Genomic DNA, 12,137 nt, shown 5'->3' with positions numbered 1-12,137 from the left:
CTAGTACCCCTCTTCGACCTGGGCCGTCACCAGCACCAGCGTGGTGGTGCGTTCTGACGAGGCGCTGTCCTGGCCGCCCGCGATCAGCGGCGCGCCGGGCGCGAGCCGCCGGCGTTCGTGCTGGTCCTGGCTGCGGTCGAAGCCGGAAACGATGATGGGCTGCCCGGGGCGCAGTTCGATCTGCTGCACCGTGCCGTTGCCGTCGATCGTGATCTGCTGCACCTGGACCTGGTTGCCGCGCTCGCCGAAGGTGATGGTTTTCAAGGGCTGCGCGACCGCGTTGTCGTAGGCGAGCGAGAGCAGGATCTGGCCGTCTTCCTGGATGTCGGGCAGCAGCGTCAGGAACGAGCCGACCGTTTCTTCCTTCTGGCTGATGGAGACGGCCGGCAGCGTGCCATTGGCGCCGCCCGGCGCGGTTCCGGCCACGGCGGTGCTCTGCACCCGGTCGATGTAGGAAAACGTGGTTCTCACGGCGTGCGTGACGGGCCGGCGGTTCAGCGTCAGGACGGGAACCCGGCTATGCCGCACGACGGCCCCCATCTGGCTGAGCGCGGAGACGATGGCCTGCGAACCCCGGAACGGCCCCTTGCCCACCGAGGCATCGAGCACGCCGTCGCCGCCGCCGCCCGGCAGCGCCAGCCGGGCCGTGGCGCCGGCCGCGGCATAGACGGCGCTCCAATCGATGCCGCCCGATACCGCGTCGTTGGCGATGACGGTGATTTCCTCGAAGACCAGCCGGACGCGGCGCGTCAGCGCCTTGTTCTCGCGTTCGAGGTAGCGGGCGACGCGCTCCAGCGCTTCCGGAGTATCCGTGACGACGAGGGACGTGGCGCCCTCGACCGCGTCGGCCACGACGCCGGAACGGGTCAGCAGCGGCATGATGTTGGCGCGCAGGACGGCCAGCGCATTGTGTTCGCCGGCGGACAGCGTGGTGTTGGACGCGCTTTCGAAGCCCTCGCCTTCCGCGCTGCCCGAGCGGCCCAGCCGGATGTCGACCTTGCTGGCAAGCGAGAGCGCGCGCAGGTCGAACACGCGGCTTTCGGTGCGATAGAACTCCAGCGCGTTGTGCTCGTAGCGCCAATGCACGGAATAGCGGGCCGCGAGGGCATCGAGCAGATCGGCCAACGGCTGCCCGCCCGCGCGGATTTCCAGGCTGGCGGGCGCGGGAATCGCGAGCGCGCCGCTGGCGGCCAGCCGCGGCAGGAAGAAGTCCAGCGGCAGCAAGGCATCCGGCCGCACGCGCACGGCGATGCCCGTGGCGGCGGTCAGGCGCTGCGCGACCTCGGGCAGATCGGCGTCGTCGGCCAGCATCAGCGTGGTTTTCACGTTTTCCCGCAAGGCGGGAGGCAGCAGCACTTCACGCGCCAGCGGCTGAGGTTTGCCGGCCAGCCAGGGCATGGCGACCTCCTGCGCGGCCAGGCGCGAGGCGCGGTCGGTCAGGCCATCGGCGAAGGCCTGGTGGCGGGCGGTGGCGCCGGCCTGCCGTTCGACGGCGGCGCGGCGGTGGTCGGCGGCCTGCTGCGAGATCGAGCATCCGCCCAGCATCCCCGATGCCACGGCGCAGGCAAGCAGTCTGCGGTTCATGCGGCGGCCCCTCCCGGCGCGGCCATGCGCGTGCAGGACTGCGCCAGCGGCACGACGCGCAGCACCTTGTTGCCGTAGAAGCAAGGTTGCAGCGGCTTTTCCGCGAGTTCGGTGGCGCCCAGCAGCTCGCGCACGGCCGATTTGAAATCGCCGGAGAATTCCGCCGTGGCGGACAGCGGGATGTCGACGTCGACCGCCCAATGCTGCGGCTGGAACGTCCACCCCGCCATGCCAGCCCAGCGCGCCAGCACGGCCCGCAAGGTGGCGTCCGGCGGCGCGGCGCGATAGCGCGCGGGCGGGACGCCCGGGCTATCCGGGGCGCCGGGCGCAACGGCGGCGGCTGGCGAAGCCGCGGCCGGCACGGCGGCGACCGGCTCCGCGACCGCGGCCAGGGGAACGGCGCCTGGCGAAACGGCGGCGGATTCCGGCAAGCTGCGCGGCGCGAGGGGTTGCGGCGCGTCCGGCGCCCGCTCGACGCTTGCGTCGGCAAGCGCCTGCAGGCGCTGCGCCCGGGCCGACAAACGCCCTCCCCGGAACGCCAGCCGGTTCCATCCGCCCGTCAGCACCACATAGGGGTCGCGCCGGAAATACGGCAAGGCGCGTTCGCCATCGCTGCCGATGCCGAAGATCGCCGGCAAGGCCTGCCCGGGCGCGAATTGCAGCCAGGTTTCCTTGCCGTCGTCGAACACCTGCATGGGCGCCACGGCGGGATCGCCGGACAGCTGCCAGTCGAAGCGGAAGCCTTGCGCGGCCGGCCGCGCCGCCTGCCAGGACGATCCGGCGGCGCCCTTGTCGGACCATGTGCAAGCCCCCAGGCAGGACAGGCCTGCCGCCATGAAGAAGAGTCGAAACATGCCTCACCGCGAGCGAAAGGCGCACCGGAAGCGATGCGCATGCACGCATGGTGGATGAGCGCCCCCGGCCTCGCCAGACTGGCATGTACGAATGGATGCTTTGGTCCCGCTGCCTTCGCCGGGCGAAAAAAAACCCGGTCCGAGGACCGGGTTTCCGGGCGGCGCGGGCGCCGCCGGATTGCCTTGCCGAGATCAGCGCTGCGCGGCGATGCTGCGCGCCTGCGAAGCGGCGTTGTTCAGCGCCGCCACCGGCGGCACCTTGCCTTCGAAGGCTTCGTTGAGCTGCTGGTTCAGCACGGGCTCGATGCGCTCGTAGTTGGCCATGCGGAAGCCGCGGCTGTTGGTGCCCGGCTGCGTGCGCATGGAGGCGATCAGCGCCTGGACGCCGGGGATGCGGTCGTAGAACGAGACGTCCGAAGCGCGGAAGGCGGCTTCCGTCAGCGGCAGGTAGCCGGTGCGCTGGTGCCATTCGGCGGCGATGACGGGCTTGGACAGCCAGGCCAGGAACTGGGCGGTGGCCTTTTCCTCGGCCTGGGGATGGCCTTCGAGCGCCCACAGCGCCGAACCGCTCACGAACGGCTTGCCGCCGTCCTTGGTGACCTGGTCGTAGTAAGGCAGCGGCGCGACGCCGAACGACAGCGACTTGGTGTTGAGGAACTGGCCGAAGGCGCCGGTATTGGAGGTCAGCACCGCGCATTCGCCCTTGGCGAACAGCTTGTCGCTGGCGTTGTCGCCCGAGTGCGCCACGAACAGCAGCGAACGCTTCCAGCTCACCATCAGCGAGATGTGGCGCATGTAGAGCGTGTCGAACTGCATGGCCGGCGCGGCGGACTTCTTGGTGACGGCGTCCAGCCCGTTGTTGTTGCTGGTGAACAGCTGGTTGTTGATCGGCGCCAGGTTTTCCAGGTGGACCGTGACCTGCTCGCTGGAAGCGTAGGGGCAGTCGATGTCGGCCACGTCGCGCAGCTTCAGCAGTTCGGCTTGCAGCGCGGTCCAGGTGCGGGCGGGCTTGTTGGGGTCCAGGCCGGCCTTCTTGTAGGCGGCGGTGTTGTAGAACATCACCGGCACTTCGGCCATCCAGGGGAACGCCAGCAGGCGGCCCTTGCTGTCGCGCGTGAAGCTGCTGGTGGCCGGCACGAACCAGTTCAGGTCCTTGATCGGATACTTGGCCAGCAATTCGTACATCGGCAGCACGGCCTTGTGCTGGGCCACGACTTCGGGCGAATGGTTGTCGGTCAGTTGCAGCAGGTTCGGGCCCTTCTTGGCCTTGACGGCGGAAACGGCCTCTTGTTCCAGCGCGCTGGCCGAGGCGAAGCCGCGCAGCGTGACGCGGACCTGGTCCTGCTCCTTGTTGTATTGCTTGGCGAGCTTTTCGAACTCGGCCTTGTTTGCGTCGGTCAGCGTGTGCCAGACCTGTATTTCGACCGCGGCGGCATTGGCCGCTCCGGCCATCGCCATGGCGGCGCCGAATACCCATGCGCGCCGGTTGGCGAACATCGCGCGGGCAATGCCCGCCAATTGCAGATTCTTCATAGGTTCACAGACCAAGAAAAGGAAATTCCGGTTCTGGCCGCCGTCCGCTGAGCAGATCGGCCAATGCCCGGCCCGAGCCAACGCCCATCGTCCAACCGAGCGTACCGTGCCCTGTATTGACGTACAGGTTGGGGATACGGCTGCGGCCGATGATGGGCACGTTCGAGGGAGTGGACGGACGCAAGCCCGACCAATAGCTGACGCGCTCGAAATCGAGCGCGTCGGGAAAAAGTTCGCGCGCCAGGCGGGTCATGGCTTCGCAGCGCCCCGTATTCAGGCTGCGGGAATATCCGGACAGCTCCGCGGTGCCCGCCATGCGCAGACGGTCGCCCAAACGAGAGAATACGACTTTATGGCTGCTGTCGGTCAGGCTGACCGTGGGCGCGCCGTCCGGCTTGAGCACCGGGAAGGTCGCGGAATAGCCCTTGGCCGGGTAGACGTTGCAGGGGATGCCCAGGGGACGCAACAGGCCGGGACTGAAACTGCCCATGGCCACGACATAGGCATCGGCCGACAAGGCGCCGTAGCGGCCGTCGGGCCCGATGATTTCGACGCCCTGCACCGTGCCGCCGGTGGTCAGCAGGCGCGTGGCGCGGGTGTTGTAGTGGAACTCGACGCCGGCGCGGGCGCAGTGCTCGGCCAGGGCCACCGTGAACAGGTGCACGTCGCCGCTTTCGTCCTCGGGCGTGTAGTCGCCCCCGACGATGGTCTGGCGATGCGGCGCCAGGGCGGGCTCGATGGCGATGACCTCGTCGGTCGACACCACGCGCCGCTCCACGCCGAAGTCGCGCATCAGGCCGGCGGCGCGTTGCGAGTTCTCGAATTCGTGCTGGTCGCGGTAGAAATTCAGGATGCCGCGCTCAAGATGGTCGTACTGGATGCCCAGGTCGGCGCGCATGCCGCGCAAGGTGGCGCGGCTGTATTCGGCCATGCGGACCATGGCGCGGATATTGGGCGCCAGGCGGCCGGGCAGGCATTCGCGCAGGAAGGCGAGACCCCACATCCATTGCCGCCAGTCCAGCTGCGGGCGGAACAGCAGCGGGGCGTTGTCCTGGAACATCCATTTAAGCAGCTTGAAGGGCGCCTGCGGATTGGCCCAGGGCTCGGCATACGACACCGAAATCTGGGCGCCGTTGGCCAGGCTGGTTTCCTGCGCGGGACCGGTGCAGCGATCGATGACCACGACGTCGTGGCCCGCCTGGTTCAGCCACCAGGCGCTGGAGATTCCGATGATGCCGCCACCCAATACCGCTACTTTCATGCCCGCATTGCTCCTTGCGTGCCAGCTCGGTCCGCGGACCCGATGTCCGCGACCCATGGCAAGCTGCTGCCACGGCAGTTTACCCCGGCGATTTCGCCGCGCCTACGGAATAAAAAGGGGCGGAAGTCACAAACCTTTCCAGGCCCGTTCGTTCCGCCCCTTTCATTCATGCCCTGTTACTCAGGACGCGGCTTTCGCCAAGTCGGCTTCGGACGTGAAGGCGTCCGCGTAGAACTCTTCCGGGGGCAGCCCGTTCTGGCTGCTGAACTCGCGCCTGGCCGCGTCCACCATCAGCGGCGTGCCGCAGGCATAGACCTGATGGCCGGACAGGTCGGCGATGTCCTGCAGGACGGCCTCGTGGACGAAGCCGGTGCGGCCGGTCCAGCCGTCTTCCTGGAGGGCGTTGGACACCACCGGCACGTAGCGGAACGCCGGCAGCTGGGCCTCCCACGACTGCGCCAGCTCGTGCATGTAGAGATCGCGCGGACGGCGCCCGCCCCAGTAGAGCGCGACGGGACGATTGATGTTGTTGTGGATCATGTGCTCGACGATCGCCTTGACCGGCGCGAAGCCCGTGCCGCTGGCCAGCAGCACGATGGGCTTGTCGCTGTCCTCGCGCAGGAAGAAGGAGCCGAAAGGCCCTTCCAGGCGCAGGATCTCGCGCTCTTTCATCTGCGTCTCGCCGGCGCCGAAGACGTGGTCGGTGAAGACGCCGCCCGGCATGTGGCGGATGTGCAGTTCGAGGGGGCTGCCGGTATGCGGGGCGCCCGCCATGGAATAGCTGCGACGGCGGCCGTCCTTCAGGATGACTTCGATGTACTGCCCGGCGTAATAGCGGAACTGCTCAGAAGCCGGCAGCTGCAGCTTGATCACCGTGACGTCCGGCGCCACGCGTTCCAGCGTCTGCACGCGCGAGGGCAGCTTGCGGATCTGGATGTCGCCGGCCAGGCGGACCTCGGTGGACTCGACCACCATGTCGGAAGCCGGACGGGCCTGGCAGAACAGCGTGTAGCCGTCGGCCAGTTCTTCGGGCGACAGGATCTGCGCCGGATACTGCCCGGCATCGAACTCCCCGGAAACCACGCGGCCCTTGCAGGTGGAGCACGCGCCGTTGCGACAGCTATAAGGCAGGACGATGCCCGCGGCCAGGGCGGCATCGAGCACGGTCTGGCCGGGCTCGACCGGGAATTGATGCTGGCTGGGTTGGATGATGACCTGGAAGCTCATGATGAAACAGTTCAGGGTTGACGCGGCGCCGGCCGGCAAGGCGGGCGCCGCGTTCGGCCCGGCCTCAGGCCGGGAACTTGCGGATTTCCTTGACGCGGTTGGCGTCGTCCACCAGCACGACCTGCGGCTTGTGCGCGGCCGAATCGGCTTCGGACATCGGGCCGTAGGTGCAGATGATCAGCAGATCGCCGACCTGGGCCCGGCGCGCGGCGGCGCCGTTCAAGGAAATGGCGCCGCTGCCGCGGGCCGCCTTGATGATGTAGGTGTCGAAGCGTTCGCCGTTGGTGACGTTGTAGAGTTCGATGCGTTCGAACTCGCGCATGCCGGCAGCGTCCAGCAGGTCTTCGTCGATGCCACAAGACCCTTCGTAGTGAAGGTCGGCTTCGGTGACCGTGACGCGGTGCAGCTTTGCCCGCAGCATAATGCGTTGCATGATGGGAATATCCTGGTTTCGCGGCCCGGAACGCGAAGTGTTGCAAGAGTTGATGCCCGGCACCCGGTTTTGCCGTTGGAAGCCGGTATTCTATAGTTTTTGCCGCAGCGGGACGGCCCGCTGCCAGCGACCGGCTGCTGGCGGTCGCCATGAAAGCCCTGCCCTGGGCGCCGCCTGAGCGCTGTGGGCGGGCATCGGCAGCATCGCCCTGAACGTGCCGGGCCTGGCAGGCCTGAAGCTGTCTTCGGCCCGAGCGCGGCCCGCGCCGGCGCGGCCTAGAAATCCAGTTCGATCTCCACCCCGTCGCCCACTTTCAGGCGGGCCCCGGCGGGCGCGTCGACAATGGCGTTCTGGCCGAATACCACCCCGATTTCCAGATTGCGGTAGCCCGCCAGCGTGCGGCCCGGCTCTTCATAGCGCTGGGCGGTGCGCTGGTCGATGTCCGGAATCGAGCAGCGGGTGCAGGGCTTGACGAACGCCATCTTCACGCCGGCCGCGACGATCATCGCGGTGTGGTCTTCTTCGAAGGGTTCCCATTCGCCCTCCACCACGATATTGGGTCGGAAGCGGTCCATCGGCACCGGCTCGGCCCCCTTGGCGCGCAGGCGCGCGTTGAGGTCGTCCAGCGAGGCCTGGTTGGCCACCAGCAGCGGAAAGCCGTCGGCGAAGCCGAAATGGTGGTCGCCCGAAAAACTGTCGGCCAGGTCGGGATGCGACTCGGTCCAGCGCGAGACCCAGTCGAGCTTGGCCGGCCGCCGCGCGGCCGCGTCGACCTTGTACAGGCGGCACGGCGTTCCGAGGAATTCGGAGAACCAGCGTCCGGCGGCCTCGCTTTCGCGCCGGGCCGCGATCGTGTCCTTCCAGACGGTGACGTCCTGCGGGCCGCCTTCCAGGCCGGAACCGTCCAGCGCGACGTCCAGATCCGGCATGCCGGGCGCGGACAGGCGCAGGGCATCCGCCGTGATCGCCGTGCGAACGAGCGCCATGGCCGGCCACTGGCGCTGCGTCATGAACGCCCCGTCGTCCCCGATCAGCATCCAGCGTCGGTCGTGGGCCAGGCCGGCGCGATCGATGGGGGATTCGTTCAGGTCGATGCCCGCGCAGGACTTGAGCGGGTAGATATGCAGGCTGAGGATGCGGGCGGACATGGCGAACCGGGTTCCAGGATGGCGGGATGCGCCAAGAATAGCAGAGGAGGGACGGATCCCCGCCTCCCGTGCTGGCGGCTTGCTCGGGCATTTTTCCCTACGCATGGCCCGCGGGCGAAAAAAAACCCGGGCGATCCGCTGCCCGGGTTTCCTGTCGGCGGGTTCAGCCGCCGACCAGCTTCAGCGTGTCCAGCGGCGTGACCGCCTTGAACCCCTTGCGCGTCGCGATGTGTTCGGGACGCGGCGTGAGCCCGTATTTGGGCGGGCTCAAGGTGTTCTCCATGCTGTTGTAGACCATGAACACGTTGGCGCGCGGCCACGGCGAGATGTTGCTGTTGGAGCCGTGCATCGTGTTGCAGTCGAAGAACACCACCGAACCGGCCTTGGCCGTCATGGAGCGGATACCGCCCTGCTCCACCAGCAGTTGCAGGCTGACCGGATCCGGCACGCCGTATTCCTGCTTTTTCAGCGACTGCTTGTAGTGATCGTTGGGCGTCTCGCCCACGCACGAGATGAACTGCCGGTGCGAACCCGGCACCAGCATCAGCGGACCGTTGCACTCGTTGTTGTCGGTCAGCAGCACCGAGCAGCTGAGGGCGCGCATCGAGGGCATGCCGTCTTCGACGTGCCAGGTCTCGAAGTCGGAGTGCCAGTAGAACTCCTTGCCCTTGAAGCCGGGCTTCATGTTGGCGCGGGACTGGTGGATGTACACCTCGGAGCCGAGGATCTGGCGCGCCACGTTGACCAACCGGGGATCGCGCACCAGGCGCGACAGGATCGGATTGAGCACGTGCACCATGAAGATGGAGCGCACGGCATTGCTGCCCGGCTCGGTGATGGACTCTTCCCGGCGGATGATCGAGGGATCGCGCGTCATGCGTTCAACTTCGGACGACAGCGCGCGGATCTCGTCTTCGGAGAACAGGTTCTCCAGCAGGAGGAAACCGTCGCGCTCGTACTGCCCGACTTGCTCGGCATTCAGGGCGCTGGCGTATTTGCCGTCCTCGTAAACCACCGGATCCTGGCGGGCGATGATGGCGGAACTTCGATCCGTACGCGAGGCGTACGGATCCTGTGCAGCTGAGATCATGCGAACCTCCTTGTATCAGGCGACCTGGGCCTCGGCCTCGGGCAGTGCGTAGACGCCTTCCTTGTCGTGCACTTCCTGGCCGGTCAGCGGCGGGTTGAAGACGCAGATGACGCGCAGCGGCTCCTTGCCGCCGCACAGCCAGTGCTCGTCATGCTCGTTCAGGGCATAGACCACGCCGGGTCCCAGGTCGTATTTCTTGCCGTCGGCAATGGTTTCGATGGAGCCGTCGCCCTCGATGCACCACACCGCTTCAAGATGGTTCTTGTAGTGGATATGGGTGCGGCCGCCCGGGAAGATGGTGGTTTCGTGGAAGGAAAACCCCATCCCGTCCTTCTTCAGCAGCACGCGGCGGCTGACCCAGGTATCGGTGCGGACCTCATCGGCGGTGCCGATCACATCTTTGACATTGCGTACGATCATTGACGTTTTCCTCCAAATTTCAGGATGCGGGCGGACTGCCCCTCTTCGGCGAGCGCCTCCGCCACGCTGGCCTCGATCACCTCCAGGCCCTTGCCCAGCAGCTCTTCCTCGATCGTCAGCGCGGGCAGCAGCTTCAGCACTTCGTCCTGCGCGCCCGAGGTTTCGATCACCACGCCCTTCTTGAAGGCGTTCTGCGCGATGCGGTTGGCCAGGGCGGGCGTGGCGTTGCACACCAGCCCCTGGATCAGGCCGCGGCCGCGCACCGACAGGCCGGCGTTGGGATAGCTGTGAACCAGGTTCTCCAGCCAGTCGCGCACCTGGCGCTCCTTGCGCTGGATGTCGGCGGTGAAGGCGGCATTGGTCCAGTAGGTTTCCAGCGCCTGCGTCGCCGTGACGAAGGCCAGGTTGTTGCCGCGGAACGTGCCGCTGTGGGCGCCCGGTTTCCAGACGTCCAGTTCGGGCTTCATCAGCACCAGCGACATCGGCAGGCCGAAACCGGACAGCGACTTCGACAGGGTGATGATGTCGGGGCGGATGCCCGCGGCCTCGAAGCTGAAGAACGTGCCGGTCCGGCCGCAGCCGACCTGGATGTCGTCCACGATGAGCAGCATGTCGTGGCGCTTGCAGAGCTTCTCCAGCTCTTTCAGCCAACGCAGGGTGGCGACGTTCACGCCGCCTTCGCCCTGCACCGTCTCCACGATGACGGCGGCAGGCTTGTCCATGCCGCTGCTGGGGTCCTCCAGCATGCGCTCAAGGTAGGCCATGGTGTCCACGTCCGGACCGAAGTATCCGTCGTAGGGCATGAACGAGGTGTTGCCCAGCGCATAGCCGGAGGCTTCGCGGAATTTCATGTTGGCGGTCACCGCCAGCGAGCCGCCGCTCACGCCATGGAATCCGTGCGTGAACGAAATGACGTTCGAACGCCCCTTGACCTGGCGCGCGATCTTCAGCGCCGCCTCGACGGCGTTGGTTCCCGTCGGGCCGGTGAACTGCAGGGTGTACTGCCAGTTGCGCGGCTTGAGCAGCACGCGATCCACCGTCTCCAGGAAACGCTTCTTCGCGCTGGTGGCCATGTCCAGGCCATGGACGACGCCGTCCGACTGCACATACTCCAGCAGCTTTTCCTTGAGAACAGGATTGTTGTGGCCGTAATTGAGGGTGCCGGCGCCGCTGAAGAAATCGATGTACTCGGTGCCGTCTTCATCGATCAGCGTCGAACCCCTGGCCTGGCTGAAGATCACGGGGAACGACCGGATGTAGCCCCGCACCTCCGACTCCATCCGGTCAAAGATTTTCAAGTCCATATGATTAATCCTCCCTTTCATCTCATAAGTTGACAGACGGCCAGCTCCCTCCGGGTGCTTTCGCGCATCCGGATCGGCCAACCATCCCGGTAGTCGATAAGACCGCTGGGCTTGCGCCACCCCTAAGGGGTCGGCAAGGCGAACGGACCTATCCTCAACAACATCTCATCGTCATGGTCCGCGCCGCCGAAGAGGTGCCGGTCGAAGAACGGCTGTTCGGAGACGTGGGCGCCCAGTTCGCCGGCCAGGCCGGCGAAACTGCGACGCGATGCCTGGTTGTCAGGCCCCACCGTGGTTTCGAGATAGCGGACATGCTCAAGACCCTTGCGGCGCAAGAGTTCGCGGAGCATGGCGCGGCCCAACCGATGGCCGCGTGCGCGGGTGTGCACCGCGACCTGCCAGACGAACAGGACGTCGGGCCGGGTCGGGATCACATAAGCGGAGATAAAACCGTCGATACGCCCGCCGGAGCTTTCGGCCAGGACGCAGGTGTCGCGAAAGTGCTCGGCAAGGAGCAGGTACGCGTAGAGGGAATTCAGGTCGAGTGGCGGGCACTCGGAAATGAGGCGGTGGATGGCGGCGCCGTCTTTGCGGTCGGGCAGACGCATGGTATGGGTCTGCGCGCTGACCGCCGGCGCCACGGCACTTGAGAGGGTTGGGTAGTCCAGTTCGTTTTTCTTCATGCGACGATTCCCGATTCTGGGGGTGCCCCGCCCGTGGGCACTTCAAGGATGGGCGACGACACATCGCCATGCGTGTCGACGGCGGCCTGGCCATCCTGCTCCATGAGCGCGACGATGCGCTCCAGGGACAGCGTGATGGTGGCCTGTTCGAGTTCCGGCAGCGCGTTGAGCGCGTCGGCAAGATGCTTCTGCAGTGGAGAAGGCGCGCCCTGCGCCAGCTCGCGCCCGGCTTCCGTGGCCGTGACGAACACGATGCGGCGGTCTTCACGGCCGCGCTCGCGGCGGATCAGGCCCTTGTCTTCCAGGCGATCCAGGATGCCCACCACGGTGCTGGGGCTGACGTGCATCTCGCGGCTGATGGCCGTGGCCGTCATGGGGCCGTTGCCGATCACCGTGCGCAGGCACATCAGTTGCGGCGCGGTGATATGACTGACGGCGGACAGCTGGCGAGAGTGCAGCGCGATCGAGCGCGTAATGCGGCGCAGGGCCCGCAAAATGCGCAGGTCGTACTGCTGGGTGGGATCGGATTTCGCTGCGTCAGTCATGGGAAAAAGTGGATTCGGTCAAATTCATTTCTATACGAATGATATGCGCACGATC

Annotated in this window: 12 protein-coding genes; all 12 read right to left on the bottom strand. The window is 66.7% G+C overall.

The features are described from left to right. The gene (locus ADE01S_RS12300; protein ID WP_062681981.1) at positions 1-1,584 is read right to left on the bottom strand and encodes a hypothetical protein; all 1,584 of its coding nucleotides are present in this window, start codon (positions 1,582-1,584) and stop codon (positions 1-3) included. Beyond that, positions 1,581-2,438 (bottom strand): TrbG/VirB9 family P-type conjugative transfer protein, encoded by an 858-nt coding sequence (locus ADE01S_RS12295; protein ID WP_062681980.1) that lies wholly within the window; start codon positions 2,436-2,438, stop codon positions 1,581-1,583. The genes ADE01S_RS12300 and ADE01S_RS12295 overlap by 4 nt, the downstream gene beginning before the upstream one ends. Before the next feature lie 192 nt (positions 2,439-2,630). Continuing rightward, positions 2,631-3,971, bottom strand: a complete 1,341-nt coding sequence (locus ADE01S_RS12290) for an extracellular solute-binding protein (RefSeq protein WP_062681979.1) — start codon at positions 3,969-3,971, stop codon at positions 2,631-2,633. Between the two features lie 4 nt (positions 3,972-3,975). After that, a complete protein-coding gene (locus ADE01S_RS12285) occupies positions 3,976-5,232 on the bottom strand; it encodes a D-amino acid dehydrogenase (RefSeq protein WP_062681978.1) in 1,257 nt (418 codons plus the stop codon). A gap of 180 nt (positions 5,233-5,412) precedes the next feature. After that, positions 5,413-6,459 carry a CDP-6-deoxy-delta-3,4-glucoseen reductase gene (locus ADE01S_RS12280; protein WP_062682054.1) on the bottom strand — a complete coding sequence of 349 codons (1,047 nt, stop codon included), beginning with the start codon at positions 6,457-6,459 and terminating at the stop codon, positions 5,413-5,415. Positions 6,460-6,523: 64 nt separating this feature from the next. After that, entirely contained in the window at positions 6,524-6,892 is a 369-nt protein-coding gene (panD, locus tag ADE01S_RS12275) for an aspartate 1-decarboxylase (RefSeq protein ID WP_062681977.1), read from the bottom strand. 275 nt (positions 6,893-7,167) lie between these two features. Next, positions 7,168-8,040, bottom strand: coding sequence for an MOSC domain-containing protein (locus tag ADE01S_RS12270; RefSeq protein WP_062681976.1), 873 nt, complete (start codon positions 8,038-8,040; stop codon positions 7,168-7,170). Positions 8,041-8,203: 163 nt separating this feature from the next. After that, positions 8,204-9,130, bottom strand: a complete 927-nt coding sequence (gene thpD, locus ADE01S_RS12265) for an ectoine hydroxylase (RefSeq protein WP_062681975.1) — start codon at positions 9,128-9,130, stop codon at positions 8,204-8,206. 15 nt (positions 9,131-9,145) lie between these two features. Further along, positions 9,146-9,550: an ectoine synthase gene (locus ADE01S_RS12260; protein ID WP_043541425.1), complete on the bottom strand. Its 405-nt coding sequence runs from the start codon at positions 9,548-9,550 to the stop codon at positions 9,146-9,148. Continuing rightward, complete coding sequence (ectB, locus tag ADE01S_RS12255; protein ID WP_062681974.1) at positions 9,547-10,854, bottom strand: diaminobutyrate--2-oxoglutarate transaminase; 1,308 nt, start codon at positions 10,852-10,854, stop codon at positions 9,547-9,549. The genes ADE01S_RS12260 and ectB overlap by 4 nt, the downstream gene beginning before the upstream one ends. A 122-nt stretch (positions 10,855-10,976) precedes the next feature. Beyond that, positions 10,977-11,537 (bottom strand): diaminobutyrate acetyltransferase, encoded by a 561-nt coding sequence (gene ectA / locus ADE01S_RS12250; protein ID WP_062681973.1) that lies wholly within the window; start codon positions 11,535-11,537, stop codon positions 10,977-10,979. Next, positions 11,534-12,082 (bottom strand): MarR family winged helix-turn-helix transcriptional regulator, encoded by a 549-nt coding sequence (locus tag ADE01S_RS12245; RefSeq protein WP_062681972.1) that lies wholly within the window; start codon positions 12,080-12,082, stop codon positions 11,534-11,536. The genes ectA and ADE01S_RS12245 overlap by 4 nt, the downstream gene beginning before the upstream one ends. Positions 12,083-12,137 lie beyond the last annotated feature (55 nt).

It is taken from the genome of Achromobacter denitrificans NBRC 15125 (assembly GCF_001571365.1).
GTDB lineage: Bacteria > Pseudomonadota > Gammaproteobacteria > Burkholderiales > Burkholderiaceae_B > Achromobacter > Achromobacter denitrificans.
This window is presented reverse-complemented; position numbering and strand designations above follow the sequence as displayed.